16 protein-coding genes are annotated in these 17006 nt (G+C 40.5%); 2 read left to right on the plus strand and 14 right to left on the minus strand.

Annotated elements, in window-relative coordinates:
• Window positions 1-21: 21 nt before the first annotated feature.
• Window positions 22-1173, plus strand: a complete 1152-nt coding sequence (locus DOK79_RS05145) for an ROK family transcriptional regulator (protein WP_206853048.1) — start codon at window positions 22-24, stop codon at window positions 1171-1173.
• A gap of 119 nt (window positions 1174-1292) precedes the next feature.
• On the opposite strand, the gene tkt is transcribed toward DOK79_RS05145, so the two are convergent.
• The 10 genes from tkt to DOK79_RS05195 form a co-directional block, all read right to left on the minus strand.
• Window positions 1293-3287, minus strand: coding sequence for a transketolase (gene tkt / locus DOK79_RS05150; protein WP_339093039.1), 1995 nt, complete (start codon window positions 3285-3287; stop codon window positions 1293-1295).
• Between the two features lie 260 nt (window positions 3288-3547).
• On the minus strand, window positions 3548-4237 hold the full coding sequence (gene alsE, locus DOK79_RS05155; protein WP_206859210.1) for a D-allulose 6-phosphate 3-epimerase: 690 nt from the start codon (window positions 4235-4237) through the stop codon (window positions 3548-3550).
• Window positions 4237-4890, minus strand: coding sequence for a fructose-6-phosphate aldolase (fsa, locus tag DOK79_RS05160; RefSeq protein WP_074800904.1), 654 nt, complete (start codon window positions 4888-4890; stop codon window positions 4237-4239). Before fsa ends, alsE begins: the two co-directional genes overlap by 1 nt.
• A gap of 31 nt (window positions 4891-4921) precedes the next feature.
• Window positions 4922-6022: a PTS fructose transporter subunit IIC gene (locus DOK79_RS05165; RefSeq protein ID WP_206859212.1), complete on the minus strand. Its 1101-nt coding sequence runs from the start codon at window positions 6020-6022 to the stop codon at window positions 4922-4924.
• A gap of 24 nt (window positions 6023-6046) precedes the next feature.
• The gene (locus DOK79_RS05170; RefSeq protein WP_010734014.1) at window positions 6047-6361 is read right to left on the minus strand and encodes a PTS fructose transporter subunit IIB; all 315 of its coding nucleotides are present in this window, start codon (window positions 6359-6361) and stop codon (window positions 6047-6049) included.
• A 20-nt stretch (window positions 6362-6381) separates the two neighbouring features.
• On the minus strand, window positions 6382-6831 hold the full coding sequence (locus DOK79_RS05175) for a PTS sugar transporter subunit IIA (protein ID WP_206859214.1): 450 nt from the start codon (window positions 6829-6831) through the stop codon (window positions 6382-6384).
• A 15-nt stretch (window positions 6832-6846) separates the two neighbouring features.
• Window positions 6847-7158 (minus strand): PTS fructose transporter subunit IIB, encoded by a 312-nt coding sequence (locus DOK79_RS05180; protein WP_206859215.1) that lies wholly within the window; start codon window positions 7156-7158, stop codon window positions 6847-6849.
• Window positions 7159-7188: 30 nt separating this feature from the next.
• Window positions 7189-7599: a PTS sugar transporter subunit IIA gene (locus tag DOK79_RS05185; protein WP_206859216.1), complete on the minus strand. Its 411-nt coding sequence runs from the start codon at window positions 7597-7599 to the stop codon at window positions 7189-7191.
• Window positions 7589-9073: a BglG family transcription antiterminator gene (locus tag DOK79_RS05190; RefSeq protein ID WP_206859217.1), complete on the minus strand. Its 1485-nt coding sequence runs from the start codon at window positions 9071-9073 to the stop codon at window positions 7589-7591. Before DOK79_RS05190 ends, DOK79_RS05185 begins: the two co-directional genes overlap by 11 nt.
• Window positions 9074-9811: 738 nt before the next feature.
• A complete protein-coding gene (locus tag DOK79_RS05195; protein WP_206859218.1) occupies window positions 9812-12133 on the minus strand; it encodes a WxL domain-containing protein in 2322 nt (773 codons plus the stop codon).
• 269 nt (window positions 12134-12402) lie between these two features.
• Here DOK79_RS05195 and DOK79_RS05200 point away from each other — a divergent pair, with 269 nt between their 5' ends.
• A complete protein-coding gene (locus tag DOK79_RS05200; protein WP_206859224.1) occupies window positions 12403-13893 on the plus strand; it encodes a helix-turn-helix domain-containing protein in 1491 nt (496 codons plus the stop codon).
• Between the two features lie 187 nt (window positions 13894-14080).
• Here DOK79_RS05200 and DOK79_RS05205 read toward each other — a convergent pair whose 3' ends face one another.
• The 4 genes from DOK79_RS05205 to DOK79_RS05220 are packed head-to-tail and all read right to left on the minus strand — an operon-like array spanning window position 14081 to window position 16981.
• Window positions 14081-14818, minus strand: coding sequence for a class A sortase (locus tag DOK79_RS05205; RefSeq protein ID WP_206859225.1), 738 nt, complete (start codon window positions 14816-14818; stop codon window positions 14081-14083).
• Between the two features lie 40 nt (window positions 14819-14858).
• Window positions 14859-15008: a hypothetical protein gene (locus tag DOK79_RS05210; protein ID WP_206859226.1), complete on the minus strand. Its 150-nt coding sequence runs from the start codon at window positions 15006-15008 to the stop codon at window positions 14859-14861.
• Complete coding sequence (locus tag DOK79_RS05215) at window positions 14989-15534, minus strand: hypothetical protein (RefSeq protein WP_206859227.1); 546 nt, start codon at window positions 15532-15534, stop codon at window positions 14989-14991. Before DOK79_RS05215 ends, DOK79_RS05210 begins: the two co-directional genes overlap by 20 nt.
• The gene (locus tag DOK79_RS05220; protein WP_206859231.1) at window positions 15503-16981 is read right to left on the minus strand and encodes a helix-turn-helix domain-containing protein; all 1479 of its coding nucleotides are present in this window, start codon (window positions 16979-16981) and stop codon (window positions 15503-15505) included. The genes DOK79_RS05215 and DOK79_RS05220 overlap by 32 nt, the downstream gene beginning before the upstream one ends.
• Between the last annotated feature and the right edge of the window lie 25 nt (window positions 16982-17006).

Genomic DNA, 17006 nt, shown 5'->3' on the forward strand with positions numbered 1-17006 from the left:
ATGAACAGGAAGTGATTTACTTTGAAAAATCCAATTTATACCCGACGTAGCCCGAATGAATCTTTATGTCTAGAACTCATTATGAATCATCCTGCACTTTCTCGTGCTGAGCTTTCAGCCAAGACCGGGCTAACAAAAGCAACCGTCTCTGCCATTGTCAAAAAATTGATCGATGATCATCTCGTGATCGAAACCGGTATTGGCGAATCAAGCAATGTCGGCGGACGGAAACCAATCATTCTTCAATATAACGGAAAAGCGGGTCTTTCGATTGCCATCGATATCGGCTATAACTACATCAATGGTCTATTGACTTATTTAGATGGCGAGGAAGTCCAACATATCAAGAAAAAACCAATCACACTAGATGAAGAAGCCATTGATCGTTATCTTTCAGAAATCTTTACTCTATTTGAACAACAGATGCCTACGACCGAGTATGGGATCATTGGCGTGGCAATTGCCGTTCATGGCCCCGTCTATCATGGCGAACCCATTTTTGGTCCTCACTATAACTTTGATCATATACCTTTTCGCAAAATCGCAGAAAAACTTAGAAACTATCCTGTTTATTTAGAAAATGAAGCAAATCTTGCAGCTTTAGGTGAGTATACTTTTACCTCCGATTCCAAAAATCTTGTAAGCATCAATATGCACAGTGGGATTGGTGCTGGTATCGTCAAAAATGGGAATTTAGAAGTTGGTGCACATGGCTTTGCTGGGGAAATCGGTCATCAAATCATCGTCATGGATGGGAAGGCATGTCGCTGTGGTAATCGTGGCTGTTTGGAAATGTATGCCGCAAATAAAGTTTGCTACGAGCAATTTGCTCAAAGGAAAAAACTGGATTATGTCAATGCCATCATTCTTCGGGAATATTACCAAAACCAAGATCATGATGCACGGGAAGTCGTTGAAGAAAATATCAACTACTTGACGATAGGCATCAACAATCTGATTGCCCACTATGATCCGTCGATCATCGTTTTGAATAGCTCACTCTATCGTGAAATACCTGATATGATCGAACAACTAAGAGGGAATCTACGAAATCATTTTTCAAATCAATTAGTTGTCCGCAACAGCTCATTGAACGAAAAAGCGACACTGCTTGGAGGCGTAGTCTTAAACCTTCAACATTTTTTAGGAATCAAACACTTAAAACTAAAATAACAATAAAAAATCTGCCGAACCGGAAATCATTTGATTCCTGTTCGGCAGATTTTAACTAAACAACGTACATTTCTCATCATTTACGTAGATTTTGTCTTAGTAATGAACAAGAATACATCCTACAATTGTTCAAAGACTTCAACCACATGCTCTACTGTAAACTGATAGTTTTTGATGATCGTCTCGCCAGGTGCGCTCGCGCCGAAACGATCGATCGCAATGATTGCCCCTTGTGTCCCTGTATAACGTTCCCAACCAAAAGAAGCAGCCATTTCGATAGAAACACGTTTTGTGACTGTTTTTGGCAAGACACTTTCTTTGTATTCAGCTGATTGTTTTTCAAACAAATCAAAACTTGGCATTGAAACGACAGAAACGTCTTTGCCTTGTTCTGCCAATACTTTTTGTGCATCGACAGCTAAAGCTACTTCTGAACCAGTGGCGATCAAGATGCCTTCTGGTTGCTCTCCTTTTGCTGGTGATAAGACGTAAGCGCCTTTTTTGACCATGTCATCTGCCACTTCTTTTGTTGATGGCAAAACAGGCAAGTTTTGACGACTTAGTACTAAGATCGTCGGTGTATCTGTTGATTCCATAGCTACTTTCCATGCGGCACGTGTTTCGTTGCCGTCTGCTGGACGTAGGACATGAACCCCTGGCATACTTCGAACAGAAGCCAATTGTTCTACTGGCTCATGCGTTGGGCCGTCTTCACCGACCGCTACCGAGTCATGGGTCAACACATAGATGACTGGTGTATTTTGGATCGCTGCTAAACGGACAGCTGGTCGCAAGTAATCGACAAAGACAAAGAATGTCCCGCCATAGATGCGTGTACCGCCATGTAATTGAATCCCATTCATCGCAGATGCCATTGCGAACTCACGAACACCAAACCAAATGTTGCGGCCTTCATAATGTTCAGGAGTGAAGTCTTTATCCGCTGTCACCATGGTATTGTTTGAGCCGGATAAATCAGCTGAACCACCCCAGAAACTTGGGATCGCTTTTGATAATTCTTGGATGACTTCTTTACTAGACACACGACTTGCTTGGCTTTCGCCTTCTTCGTATGTTGGCAGTTCTGCATCCCAATTTTCAGGTAATTTGCCTGCAAACGCATCTTCAAATTGTTGTGCTAATTCTGGATAAGCTTCTTTGTACGCAGCGAACATTTCATGCCAAGCATTTTCAGCTTTTTCGCCTTCTTCGACCATTGTTTGATGGAAACGTTCCGCTACTTCTTCTGGTACGGCAAAGTCTGGATATTCCCAGCCGTAGATTTCTTTGGCTTTTTGAATCCCTTCTATACCGATCGGCGCGCCGTGGACCGCAGAAGTTCCTTGGTTAGGTGCGCCAAAGCCGATCACTGTTTTCACTTCGATCAATGTCGGTTTGTCTGTTTCTGCTTTCGCTTCTTCGATCGCTTTTGAGATTGCTTCTAAATCTGTACCGTCTTTGACTAAAAGATGTTGCCAGCCATAAGCTTCATAACGTGCGCCAACATTTTCCGTGAAGGCTTTTGAGGTTGGTCCGTCTAAAGAAATATCATTTGAATCGTATAACACGATCAATTTGCCAAGTTTCATATGGCCAGCCATTGAACTTGCTTCTTGAGAAACGCCTTCCATCAAGTCGCCATCGCCACATAACGCATACGTGTAATGATCCACGACATCAAAGTTGTCCTTATTGTACGTCGCTGCCAAATGTGCTTCTGCCATCGCCATACCAACTGCCATTGCGATTCCTTGACCGAGTGGGCCAGTTGTCGCTTCCACACCGTCTGTATGGTTGACTTCAGGGTGTCCTGGTGTTTTTGATTCCCATTGACGGAATTGTTTCAAGTCATCGATCGTCACTTGGTACCCTGCTAAGTGTAACAAGCTGTAGAGCATCGCTGAACCGTGTCCTGCAGACAAGACAAAGCGGTCGCGATCGACCCAATTTTTAGATGTTTTAGGATTTACTTTCAAATGTTTCGTCCACAGTGCATAAGCCATTGGCGCGGCACCCATTGGTAACCCCGGATGTCCTGAATTTGCTTTTTGTACTGCGTCGATACTCAATGTACGGATCGTATTCACGCCGAGTTGATCTACTTTATCAAACAAAATAATTCCTCCTTGTTCATTCATATAAAATAATGTTTGTTTCGCAATTTGAAAATAAGACAAGAGAATCAAAAATGAAGCGAGCATTTTCGATTTTCCTGTCTTATTACTTGGAACTGACCGGCTTTCTCACAACCTAGATAAACGGTGTTCAAGGAGCAACACTTCGGTCATAAGCCAGAAACATCAAAAATGAAAGAGCCATTTTCGATGTTCCTGTCTTATGCCTTAGTGCTGACCGCTCCTTTCACAACCTCATTTTACCCGATCGTTTTCCCAGTCATTTCTTCATAATCGGTTTTCATGATCTCCCATGATTTCTCGATTTTTTCGTCTAAGCCGAACAGGCCACTGCGGCCGACGATGTAGATGTCTGGTCCTGCTGCATCAATTCGTTTGAATGATTTGCGATTGGAAGAGCCGTCCATTTCAATGACATAGTTATAGTCTTTTTCTTCACGTAGTTCGCGTAAAGCAACGATTTTATCAAGTGTGCTTTCAATAAACCGTTGTCCAGCAAAGCCTGGATCGATCGTCATGATCGTGATTTTATCGACCAATTCGATGTATGGGAAGATGGCTTCGATCGGTGTTTCTGGATTCAAAACGACGCCTGCTTTTAACCCTGCATCATGGATTTGATCGATCAAGCGAAAGGCTAGACCGTCTAATAATTCAGCGTGCATACAGATCCATTCACACTTTTGTTCGATTAATTGATTCACCCAAAAGCTTTGATCTTTGACCATTAAGTGAGCAGACATCGGCAAGTTACTGATTTTACGTACCTCGTCAATGAACCATGGAGATAACGTGATATTTGGTACGTAATGACCGTCCATGATGTCGATATGATAAGAATCGACATGCTCATTTAAAAATTCGATTTGTTCTTTGAACTTATCCAAGTCCATTGTCATCAATGAAGGTGAAAATTCAACTTTTCCCATTATTTGTTCCCTCCTTGAAAGCTTTCCCAGTCTGCCATGAATTGAGCAATCCCTTTATCTGTCAATGGATGACTCCACAATGTTTGGTACAATGACGGCGGTACAGTGGCGATGTGTGCGCCGACTAAACTCGCTTTTTCCACGTGTTCTGAATTGCGAACACTTGCTGCGATGATTTCTGTAGAAAATCCGTAAGTATCAAGTACTTCCCGAAGTTTTGCGACAAGTTCGATCCCGCTCGTGCCTGTATCGTCTAAGCGACCTAAAAATGGTGAAATAAACGTCGCACCTGCTTTTGCCGCTAGCAATCCTTGCGCCACAGAGAAAATCAATGTGACATTGGTTTTGATCCCCAATTTTGATAACTCATTCGTCGCTTTCAATCCTTCTTCTGTCATCGGGATCTTGATCACGATATTTTCCGCCCATTGTACGATCTCTTTCGCTTCAGCGACCATCCCATCTGCTTCCAAGCTAGTCACTTCTGCTGAAACAGGCCCATCAACGATCGAACAGATTTCTTTGATGACTTCTTCAAATACGCGTCCTTCTTTTGCAATGATCGTCGGATTCGTTGTCACCCCATCGACTAAGCCTAATGCATTGATTTTTTTGATTGCTGTTACATCTGCTGTATCTAGAAAAAATTTCATCGATTTTGCCCCTCTTGTTTACTCACTTATTTTAAAAAATTTGGATATCTTCTAAACTGATATCTTCTTCCTCTTTTTCAACTACTAAGTCCATCTCTTCTTCTGGCACGTTCTTTTTGATCACAGCTAAAACAACTGCTGTTACTAGCACGTTGACTAAGATCGCAATCACACCTGCCCATGGTCGAGACATCGTTGGGATCATCAAGACACCACCGAAAGGAACTGTTGCATCTGCACCTAAGATCATCGTTGTCGCTCCACCAGCAAAGCCTCCGATTGCTGTTGCTACTACGCCACGTACGATATCATTCATCACTAAAGGAATGACACCTTCAACGATATTGATGACACCCATTGGCACTGCTGATTTCAATGTTTCTACTTCCACTTTAGTATAGATATTCTTGCGGAACATTTTTGCGATAAAATAAGCTAAGCCAAAGCCGATCGGTGTTGCTGTATTGACTAATTGCAATGCGGTGATTGGGCCGTTCAACCCTTCCGCTTGCATCGTCAACACAAAAGCAAATACAGTTTTGTTGATTGGTCCACCGTAGTCGATCCCACTTAACAAACCGATCACACCACCAAAGATCAATAAAGAAGAATTGCCTAATCCATCTAAGAAATTCGTTAATAATAGCGTTAATGCGGCAATTGGTGCGCCAATGATATACACCATGATCAAGCCACCAACGATTGATGCGATAAACGGAATAATCAATGTCGGCATCAATCCTTTTGCCCATTTTGGAACTTTGACATGTTTTAAAATACCTAAAACAAGATAACCGGCTAAATAACCACCTAAAATCCCACCAATAAATCCAGCGCCAATAGCATTCGCTGTTAAACCAATGATAAAACCTGGTGCGATCCCTGGTTTAGCTGCAATAGAATAAGAAATCCCCGTAGCGATCACAACTGGCAATAAACCTAGTCCTGCGCCACCCATCGTTGCTAGTGCATCCCAAATCGAAAACTCGCCTTGTACAAGCGTTCCTTGGCTTGTTCCACCAAAGGCCATACCGATCGCAATCAAGAATCCGGCACCACATACGATTGGAATCAAATATGAAATCGCTGTCAATAAATGTCCTTTTAAATTTAACCTTTTAATTGCCTCCATTTTTTGTCTCCCCCATTCTGGTAATTATTGTTGCACGACTACTTCTTCCACTTTTTCAATCAGTTTGCTCGGTGATTTCACAGCAACTTCAGTCGGTACTTGAACGATACGTTTTCCTTCAAAACGTTCACGCCCACTGATTTTGACATCTACTGCTAAAATCACAACATCTGCTTGACTGATTTGTTCTGCCGTCAATTCATTTTCGATCCCGATCGTCCCTTGTGTTTCCACATGGATCTCATGACCTGCTTTTTTGGCGGCATTTTCCAACTTTTCTTGCGCAATGTACGTATGCGCGATTCCCACCGTACATGCTGCTACTCCAACGATTTTCATTTTTTCTTCCTCCTTACTCTTTATCCAAACGCAGCGATAACTTCATCGATTTCTTTTGCAGCAATCAATCGTTCAACGACTTCATCATTTCCCAGCTTACGTGCAAACAAGGACAACAGTTTCAAGTGTTTTTGCGCACCTTCCGTATCATCTCCGACTGCAAATAAGATGATTCCTTTAACACCTTTGCCGTCTAATGTTTCCCAAGGGATCTCGGTTTCCGTCACTCCGATCGCCACACCGACTTTTTTCACATATGCGCTTTTTCCATGAGGGATAGCGATATAATTGCCGATACCTGTTTGACCTTGTGCTTCTCGTAAGTAAATGTCTTTCACAAATGCTTCGACATCCGTAATATATTCTTGTTCATATAAGCGATTAGCTAATTCATACAAGACCGCATCTTTCGTTTTTCCATCTAAGTTCGTTTTGATAATTGTTGGATCAATGATTTCTTTGATCTCCATTTTCCTCACTCCTCGTTAGTTACTGACAACTTCCATTGCTTTTTCGATTAATTTATTTGGTGATTTGACCGCGATCTCAGTTGGGACTTGGATGATTTTCTTTCCTTCAAAACGTTCACGTCCACTGATTTTGACATCCACTGCGAGAATCACGAGATCCGCTTGGTCGATCGCTTCTTGCGACAATTCATTCTCGATTCCAATCGTTCCTTGCGTTTCTACATGGATCTCATGTCCCGCTTTTTTTGCGGCATTCTCTAATTTTTCTTGTGCAATATACGTATGCGCAATACCCACGGTACACGCTGCTACTCCAACGATTTTCATTTTTTGTTCCTCCAATTTTTAGTCGTATTTTTATGGTTTTGCGAAATTCCCTGCTTTCAAATCATCTAGATAATCCGGATCAGCAAGTTTTCGCATAAAATCAGCAAGTCGTCGTTTGACTGCCAATGTTTCATTTTCTGCTAGTAAGACAACAATGATCAATTCTACTTGTGCGATTCGTTCCGACCATTCAGTGATTGGTTCTTCCGGACGAATCAGCCAAATCTGTGTTTTAGTTAACGCTGAATGTTCAAGATGAGGGAGAATCACACCTTCCTCAATTTGAATATCGCCTGCCGCTTCACGTTCAAGTAATGCCTGGTAAATCATTTGCGCCGCTTCCTTTGACGTAGGAAAAGCTTGTTCACTGATCCATTCATACGTCGCTACTTTAGAAGTAAGTGCGATCTGATCGAATATTTCCACAAAATTATCTGTCATGATAAATGTCCTCGATTTTCTTTTGGATTCTTGACTGATCGTCAGCAGTCAACATCGCACTAACGATCAAAGATTGGATAGGAAATGCTTCTTTCAAGCCAACTGTCGTTAAAATCAATTCGATCCCTGGTGTCTTTTCTAACACCGACTGGTAATTTTTTGTACTGATCACATCGACGATCTCTAATTCAGGGAATTTTTTAGCTAACTTCACTTTCAATAGTTCAGAAGTCCCAACACCGGTCGTACACATGATCAGCGTTTGAATTGGAAATTGGTGCGTCTCGATCATTCGGGCAAAATACAATGTAATGAACCCGATCTCATCGGGAGTGATCGTTGGTAATTGAAAGGTTTGACTCACCTGTTCTGATACTTCCGCTACAGTATTGAAAATCGTTTCATACGTTAACTGGATTTGATCCAACAAACTATTTTTGACCCTGATTTGATGACGCAAGCGATTGATCAATGGTTTGATATGATTGGCAAGATCTGTAAAAATCAGCTCATTTGCCACGTTGAGATTTAGCTTTTCACCGACTTGATGCAAATAATAAGAGGTAATCTCAATCACTTCTTCCGTGAACGTTTGTGTTTTCGATTGGTTATTATCTGTTCTAGAAGAAAGTAGATATTGATAGAGATAATAGATTTCGCTGACTGGTAATTTAGTTTTCAAGTACACTTCTACTTGGCGGATCACTTCGATCGCAATATCACGAATCACAGATTCTTTATCTAAAAATTGCAATTGTTCCATCGTTAATTTTTCACCAGCCGCTTGGTAATTCGTCTTCCTTGCTCGACGTACAGCAATATATAGATGGGAGAAAATGTTAATATTGTAAGGATAAGGAATCGTTCCATTCAATTTCTTTTCAATCAGCTTGATCTGTTCGATGACAAAATTCGCATCATAACGATTGAAGTCGAATTCATCAGATAAAGCGATTTCATCAATATCGAAAATATTCAATCGCTGAATCAATTCAGTGATTGCTCGGCGGATATTCTCTTCTTTCCCTTCGATGGCTAATGTCCGATTTTTGCGGATCAACTGTAGATCATACGTTGCGATCCGTTCGGCAATGATTTTTTCATCATTTGCAATGGCTGAGTCACCGACATAATACGTTTGATACAAATCAATGACTTTCAGTGCTTTAGGAGAGGATAATAATAATTCTTCCATTACATTATTTTGTCGTTCTGACGGAAGGACTTCCACAGAAGACACAATCGTTTGGTTCGTCTGTGCAATATATTTCTCATAATCAAGTTTGTATCCTCGACCCTTTTCAGACAAAATCAGCGGGCCATTCGGAAACTCATCATTGATTTTTTTAACTAAGCGGTAGACGGTCTTGGTAGAGGTACTCATTAACTCTGCCAACACTTCAGACGTAACATAATCTCGTTGTTTTGATAAAAGAAGCGTTAATTTATTCCCTCGATCCATTTGACTAGTCATAGCTCTATCCCCCCTGTATCTTTATCATAAGCGATTTTTTTGATCCTGCTTCACTACACAATGTCCATTGCAGCGGACAAAATGTATTCGGTTACACAAGGTTGTGAGAAAAGCGCTTTGACCTGAGCAGTAAGATGGAAAATCAGAAAATAGCTTTTCATATTTTTTGATTTTTCAGCTTAATGTTGAAGGTCAGCTTTTCGAACACCGTTTATTAGGTTGTGAGAAAAGCGTTCATCTCCAAACACCTAAGAATCTGCCCCTCATTCCCAGCTTCTTCACAACCATATAGTTACATTATTTAAACTAAAGATAACTATATGAAAACATAACACTTTGGTCATAAATTTTAAAGCGAACATCATAAATAACCTTTTGAAATATTTTTTAATTTAAGATTTTATTCTCTCAACCAGCTTGATTGATTCGTAATGCCAACATGGATTCTTTGAACAGCCTCACAGCTTTAAAATAACTTGCGGCATTAATTGAAATAACTTTGTTTGCCCTAAAATAAGTACAGCAAGTGAACCTACAAATTACACAATATCTCTAACATAGAATACACAGCCTATCATAGAGAGATATTTTCTGCATAAATAAGGCGACACCCACAAAAATACAAAGAATTTTCATGGATGTCGCCTTGTTTATTGAGGCTAAAAACTCACGTCCTACCTCAATTTTTCAATCAAATAAGTGTTCAAATGACTTTGCTTCCATTAGCAATATTCCTCATCAATTAGCTGGTACATCACTTAATGACCAATTGATCGTCGCTTGGTAAGGCTTCCCTACCGCAACCTGATCGCCATCGACATTTAACTGGACATTTTCATAACTTAACTCCCAGGCACCTTGACCCGTACCAGCAGTGGCATCCATGACAGATACAGCCGCACCGTCTTCTTGTAAGGTAAAGTCAAGCGCTTGAGGTTCTTTTGCAGTATTTCCTGTCGCTGTGCTTAGATTGCCTGCATGAAAACTGATACTTGCGCCTTTTAAGAAGGTGCCAAACGGTGCTGTACCCAAATCAGCTGTTGGATCACTCGTAAATTGTTGCGTCATTGATGCTGTCACATGCCAGCCTTTGTTTGTATAGGATTCATCGGTGACTTTTAATCCTGTCTGCGCCTCACTGTCATATGCGTGAGTACCTGATTTCAATGCCTGTGTCCCAAATTCCACGGTTGGTACTTCATCAAGTGTTGGCAAAGCCGGTGGCGCTGTGACATTCAGAGTAAAAGCCACAGTGCCTGCGTGGTAATACTTATTTGCGTCAACGGCTAAAGCCTCGCTCAGACTGCCATACGTATTGCCATCAGGCGCTGTCACATCTTTGATTGTGGCACCAGCGGGAAGTTCAGGTAAATGATCACTCGGATCTTTGATGACTCCACCGGTTACACCTGTTTCAGTCGGAATCACAGGCAGATCAGGAACATTGGGTCTCGTACCCTCTACATATTTATAGGAAAAACTAGCCGAAGCTGCATCGGTCGCTAAGTAAATCGTAAAATAATTCGCCCAAGGATTGTTGGCTAAATCATCAAATTTTGAATTGGCAGTAACCGCTGAAGCAATATCCGGATATGTTTTCCCACCTTGACCGTCAGGAGCCACAACGTGATCTAATTTATATCCTGTTGGTACGCTTAATTTAGGTACTGTTGGGAAGGTTGCCCCATATTTACCAGTAAACGACGGTGGACTAGCCAATGGTAATGCTGGCGCCGATCCTGCTGTGAACGAGAGGGTCGAGGCTGGATGACCACCCATCAATCCTGTGATTGGATCTGTTACGACCCCAGTTCCTGGCGTATCTTTTAGGTAATATGTTCTGAAATCCACTTTCTCGTCAATAGGCGTATAATAAACATTGATCGCGTTAGGATTTGCTTTGACATATTCATCATAGTTAGCCACAGAGATTGATTCCCCACTTAAAAAAGTATATCCGGTAAGCGCTGGTGCACGATAAGTGAAATTGTCTGAGGCATTCGCTGCACCGTCTGTTACACCGATCTTGTCACCCACATTCGCAGTGATCGTAGCTGCTTCTACTTTTTTGATGGGTTCATTCGTCGTCGCATCGATAAAGTTCACTGGGAAAGTCACCGTACCACGAGTCGCCATAAATGAAGCATTTTTAGAAGCATTACCACTTTCGATCACGCCAGTGTTGTTCCCTGTAATTGCCAAGCTACCAAAAGAAATATTTTTTCTAATGGTGATCGTTCTTGAAATTGTTTTTGGACCGTATGCGCCATTATTGTTATAGCCAGTGTCTGGCGTAGAAGTAAGTGATAGTTTGCCAGTGTAAGTACCATTTTTATTATCTACAATATCCGACCAAGCCAATGTTTGTGTTTCAGAGCTCCAACGAGTTGTTCCAGACCCTTGAAACTGCAACGGCGCTGACGCTTCTACCCATGGAACAGTAGCGGTACTTGATTGTTCGATAGCCCCAGTTGAATCTGTCTTTCGAATTTCGATTTTATCCTGACCTTTATTGGTGCCAGTTGGGCCATCAAATGCACTGTTGTACCAAATGTCACGCCCTACAAAGAAACTGTCTTTTAAGCCAGCGATCCCTAACTTCTGTCCCGTTGCATTCGGTGCATTTTGTTTGATCGTCTCGTTATTTGCCGGAGTTAAAAAGAATCCCGCAGCATCCCCCATTTTCCAAACATCTGCTTTATCATACCAATAGGGCGTTTTGATCGTTAGTGGTTTAGAAAAATCAAGTGTTGCGATGGTAGATTGATAGACCCATGAATTTTTAACTGAATTGGCTAACCAGAGATAATTATTTCCCGAAGGATCCCATTTCCACCACTTGCTATCCCCTGTTAATATACTCCAGTTATTGGGATTTTGTTGAAAGGTGCTATCCAAAGTATGGTTGCCAGTATCTGAATTTTTCCCAGGCTCTAATGTACCAGAAATAGCCGTAGCCGCTTCAACTTGATCTCCAAAATTGGGACTCAAAAAGGGCGATAGAGCAAGGATACTGAACCCGATAGTAATTTTTGATATGATTGTTTTCTTTTTATTCATCCATTTTCTCTTCTTTCTTTTGAGATGGTTGCGCACTTATAAGACACAAAGTATGCGGTATCTTGCTGAAGACAGCACTTCTATTTTTCACGGCCTATACATAATGAGTATTATTTATCGATTAAAGCAAATCATAAAAACGTATGACAGCTGTCTACATTTTTTTAATCATTTCATTTATTTAGTAGGTTTTCTCATGAGATATCTATATAATATTGAATAAGAAACGTGCCATTTTAATTTGATCCAAGCACAGTGGAGGTGAAGTCATGAGAGAATATTTTTTTAATTATAAAGAAAATGAAATTATCCAGTTCTTCCAATACTGTTATATAAATAAAAAAGATTATTATCCAAAGAAAAGTATCCAAGAAGCACTAAATATTTCAGAGTATCGTTATAAAGCAATCGGAAACAGAGTGGAAGAAATAAAAGAACAGTATCCAACTTTTGACTTCAGCTATGATAAGCATGGCTTATCTATCTGTTTTTCAAAAGAATTTTTGTTACTTAAAGTCTACATTCTCCTATTTAAAGAAACTGTTGGATTTAAATTCGTCCTTTCTATTTATAAAGAAGAATTTCAAAACTTATCCTCTTTTTCTGAGTCTGTCCATATGCACCAACAAAGTGTGTTACCTAAGCTGAAACCTGTACGAGTGCTGCTTGGGGAACACTCCCTTGAGTATTTGTTATTCAAGAAAAAAATCAGTGGTGAAGAATACCGTATCCGTCATTTTTTCTTTGAACTTTTCTGGCATTTACATGATGAGAGGGAACCGATCATCCCTGAATATCCTGAGAGTTTCCAAGCACTCGCGGCAATGATCCACGAATATTTGCCGATGCATTCTCGTGAAGATATCCGTAAGCTCTATTTATTTATGAAGATCACACAACACAGAATAAATCATGGTCATCCGATCACTAGCTTACCTGCCACGATCGCAGAAGTTAGAAATCCTTTGATCACTTATGACGTTTTCAAACAACAAATACAATCAAAAGAAATCGCTAGTCGCTTTTTCAAAAAAATATTAACTGAAACAGAAATCAATTATCTTTACTACGTGTTCACTGTCGTGCCTACTTACACTTATCATGAAAAGGAGGAATTACCACCTTGTCGTGACTTTTATACGGAGGAGTACAAACAGCTTGAACAATCGATTTTAGAACAACTTTTTCAACAAACGGAGCGACGATTGACCTTGCAACAGGAACGTTTTCTCTCCCTCAACATGATCTATCGAGTAACCTATTTTCTCAGTTATGGAAGTGACAGCTACGTGCCGCCTTACTCTGATTTAGAGCATTTCTATTATGGCGATCCAACAAAGGACCATTATTTTAAAATCGTAGACAAGATTATTTCTCAAATTCCACTAAAAGAAGAAAAATGGCAACGGATCTTCAATAGTCAGTCTTTTCGTTTCTCGTTGTTCCAACTATTGTCATGGGTCCTTGAAGAACAGCTAGATTCAGTGAAAGTAGCCATACTGACTAAATATGGAAAACTCCATAAAACAGAGCTCGTCCGCTACTTAGAAAAACTAAATCCCAGACCCATCGAAGTGGTGGAATATGATAAATGGCCTGAGATCATCTTTTGTGACTTTCCATTAAAAGAAGGACAGGAAATCAATCCAAAGGCAGAAATCTATTTTATCGGTGTCAAACCAACTCCGTTACAATGGCTCGAGATCGTGAATTTCATTGATACCTTCCGTACGAAAAAGCAATTTGGCCATTTAGAATGAGCGAATAAGCAGCAAAAAAACAAAAATACGAGAAGCTCTTTTCGGTTTTTACTGCTCATTTACCGGAGCTGTGCGCTTCTGTCACAACCTCCTACTCTATCTAAACTCTTGATTTTCAAGAATGACGGTCAATCAAACGTCTATCAAACGAAAGGGCAGTAACGTTGATATTTTTGAGCGTTCCCCGTTAAGTACGCCAGACGAAAATCAAGAAGAAAATAGTAGCAATAGTAATAATCAGAAGCGGTAGGATAAACTTGACAAGATATTGTTTATCCTTCGCTTTTTTGACGACGACTGCCTCTTGTTCAAATGTTGCGGCAGGTGTTATTTCTCCATGCACCTTTTTCGCTTCCACGAGTATGCGGTAAGGTGTTTGCTCTTCTTGACTACATGTAACTAGAAAAAGAATCTCTGCGCCTCTATCAGCAAATTTATCGACTTCTGTTTCTCTGATCAGCGAGGACTTTTCCACTTTGTATTGATAATAATCATTTAGATAGTGAATATAAATCGAATCACCTTTTTTCAGTTCTTCGATTCGAGCAAAAAGCAGATCGTAAGCTCCAGCGTGATGACCGATCAACGTCATTGATCCCAACTCTGGTTCACGCTGAGGAAACAAACTAACTACTCCATCAATTAGATGTTCTGTTGTCAAACCAAGAAATATCGGTTGTGAAATCGCTACGTCAGGAATAACGATCTGACCAATCGCATCGTCACTGGTTTGGCGCGCCGCCTCAAAGACATCTTGAACATTCAATACTTTGACAGCTTCAGATGGTGGCACATTTTCTGGCACTTCATTTCGAATCGTTGTACGCTCAAATTGCGAGTGGGTCGCTATCAGAAAATACTTCGAAAAAGGCACAGCCATTAGACTCACAGCAAGTAATACTAAGACACTGATCAATAGCTTCAATCTATTTTGACTGTTTGATCGGCCTCTCCTTTTCCTCCAGTTAGCCATCGTAGTTACCTTGATCAATCGAATCGTTGACCCATTCAAGATTTTCCTGTGTCAATTGCCTACTTTGTAACGCATCTTTTGTCAGCCAATATAAGTCTGCCATTCCTTTAACGCAACTTGTTTTAAAATAAACTTGTCTCATCAAACATCATCCCTGTTTTTATCGATTCATTCTGACTAGTAGTGTCTGTTCGCTCTTTTCTGACGTAGCTTTCCCCGTCTAACCGTCCCATACCAAAGAGCATTTTTCCAGACAATGCTGCTAGCATTACCCCTGTATCTGTTTTTCCCACTCTTGCATCTTCACCCATTCCAGCGCTCGATTTACTTCTTTTATTTAGCACCAAATGCTCCCCAGGGTGAAAGAAATCCTCTTTTTTCACCACTTTTTTCTTACTCTCATGTTTCTTTGGCGGTTCCCCTTGCGTTTGTGGTGCTTGCTTTTCTGCTTTCTCCTCTTTAGAAGAAGGTGTTGTTTCTTCAGCTGGCAATGGCATGCGTTCCGGGTTTTTAGGCGCGACAGATTCTGAAGGATTTAGCGGATTGAGAATTTCTTCATCTGCAGCAGTAATCGTATGGTCTCCCTGAACAATAAGGGCAAAAAATATACTGGCATAAAGATAGCTTTTACTAAATTTAGGAAGAGATATTTTCGTGATTTTTCTCATGATTCTTCCCACACTTCTGTATTTTTACATTTACGATCAGATCGCCTAACTTTTCCCAATCGGATGCTGTTGGAGGAGATAGCCAAATCACTTGATGTTGCTTACTTTGCCACTTCAACATATCTGAAATACAAATATCCGCGTTTTCTCCTGATTCTCCTACAAAAGACTCAATATTCAACTTACCAAAAGCATCCACCTGTTCTTGAATGTAGCGGCTGTAACTTTCGCCAAAAGAAAAATCAATGGCGATCCTTACTTTTGGTGAAAGAAGCTCAATCGGTAAACTTGCCAAAAAGAGAAAAATATATTCTTTTGCCAACTCATGGTAATTTGCCCGAACTGTTTCTGTACACCATTCTAGATCCAATAATTCTTGCACGATACGATAAGCAAGTGCTTCCGCCAACTGGTAATTTTCTTTAATAAACGAAAACTGTTGGATCGTTGAATTTTCGAAATTTGTGCGTTTCTGAAACACCAATTTGTTATGGATCAGTGAAAGCTCATCGATGACCTCACGTGTTTCACCCCATGAAACAACATCGTGAAATTCTGCAACGACGCTACTGATCACTTTTTCATTGAGAGAGGTAATCACTTCTGTTTCGATCAGTCGACAATATGGCGATAAATTCTCGCTGCTGATGAAGTACAAAAGCTCGTAAATCTCTGCTTCTTGCAAATTTTGAAAGTATGGACTTAAAACCGCCATTATCTTTTGTACCAACCCTTCCTCCTGCACAGTAGATATGATCGGTTCGCCTTGATGCCCAAAGTAGTTACGGACCTTTAAAACAAATAAGCGATACAACAGCTTTACCTGTTGTGAATTTGAAAGCTCGTGTTCAAGGAAATGAGTGATTCGGCGAAGTTGATCGATGATTTCACTTAATTCTTCTTTCATACTTTCAGTAAAAGGATAGGCATTTACTCCGTACAGCGTGTAATAATACCCATACAAAAACGATTGAATATCTCTTTCTTTTCCAATGAACTGACAACCGCTAGAAATCTCGATTTCAAAAAGTTTTAACAGCTCATTTGCCTTTGACATGATTTTATAAACGGTTGCTCTTGAAGCGTATAATACATCTTCTAAATCAAAGGTATTTTCGACTTGTTCCATAAGCACAGCCTTTATCAAGGGAGTCAAAGTACTTTGACTCGCATAACAGCTGATCAAGCAAGAGATATTTGCAAATGTTTTCCGCGTATATTTCACAGTCTTCGGTTTTACCCCAGTTTCTATGACGAACTGATCCGTCAAATCAAACTCCTTCAAATCCTCTTGGACATCTTTTATACAGCTCTCGAGTTCGTATCGATTCATCTTCAGCTCCTCCATCACACTCGCTTGTAACAGAGGAACAGAAGCATTGGCATCTAAATAAAAGAGTAATTTCAGTCTGCCTATTGATTTTTTATCTAGGAATTCCAACATCATTTTGTATCACCATTTTCTAATTGAC

Origin of the sequence: Enterococcus sp. DIV1094 (assembly GCF_017316305.2) — a bacterium.
GTDB lineage: Bacteria > Bacillota > Bacilli > Lactobacillales > Enterococcaceae > Enterococcus_B > Enterococcus_B mangumiae.

Excerpts from the sequence above, each read along its gene's own strand:
- alsE (WP_206859210.1), bottom strand. The coding sequence starts at position 4,237 with ATGGGAAAAGTTGAATTTTCACCTTCATTGATGACAATGGACTTGGAT.
- fsa (WP_074800904.1), bottom strand. The coding sequence starts at position 4,890 with ATGAAATTTTTTCTAGATACAGCAGATGTAACAGCAATCAAAAAAATC.
- DOK79_RS05165 (WP_206859212.1), bottom strand. The coding sequence starts at position 6,022 with ATGGAGGCAATTAAAAGGTTAAATTTAAAAGGACATTTATTGACAGCG.
- DOK79_RS05170 (WP_010734014.1), bottom strand. The coding sequence starts at position 6,361 with ATGAAAATCGTTGGAGTAGCAGCATGTACGGTGGGAATCGCGCATACG.
- DOK79_RS05175 (WP_206859214.1), bottom strand. The coding sequence starts at position 6,831 with ATGGAGATCAAAGAAATCATTGATCCAACAATTATCAAAACGAACTTA.
- DOK79_RS05180 (WP_206859215.1), bottom strand. The coding sequence starts at position 7,158 with ATGAAAATCGTTGGAGTAGCAGCGTGTACCGTGGGTATTGCGCATACG.
- DOK79_RS05185 (WP_206859216.1), bottom strand. The coding sequence starts at position 7,599 with ATGACAGATAATTTTGTGGAAATATTCGATCAGATCGCACTTACTTCT.
- DOK79_RS05190 (WP_206859217.1), bottom strand. The coding sequence starts at position 9,073 with ATGACTAGTCAAATGGATCGAGGGAATAAATTAACGCTTCTTTTATCA.
- DOK79_RS05195 (WP_206859218.1), bottom strand. The coding sequence starts at position 12,133 with ATGAATAAAAAGAAAACAATCATATCAAAAATTACTATCGGGTTCAGT.
- DOK79_RS05200 (WP_206859224.1), top strand. The coding sequence starts at position 12,403 with ATGAGAGAATATTTTTTTAATTATAAAGAAAATGAAATTATCCAGTTC.
- DOK79_RS05210 (WP_206859226.1), bottom strand. The coding sequence starts at position 15,008 with ATGAGACAAGTTTATTTTAAAACAAGTTGCGTTAAAGGAATGGCAGAC.
- DOK79_RS05215 (WP_206859227.1), bottom strand. The coding sequence starts at position 15,534 with ATGAGAAAAATCACGAAAATATCTCTTCCTAAATTTAGTAAAAGCTAT.
- DOK79_RS05220 (WP_206859231.1), bottom strand. The coding sequence starts at position 16,981 with ATGATGTTGGAATTCCTAGATAAAAAATCAATAGGCAGACTGAAATTA.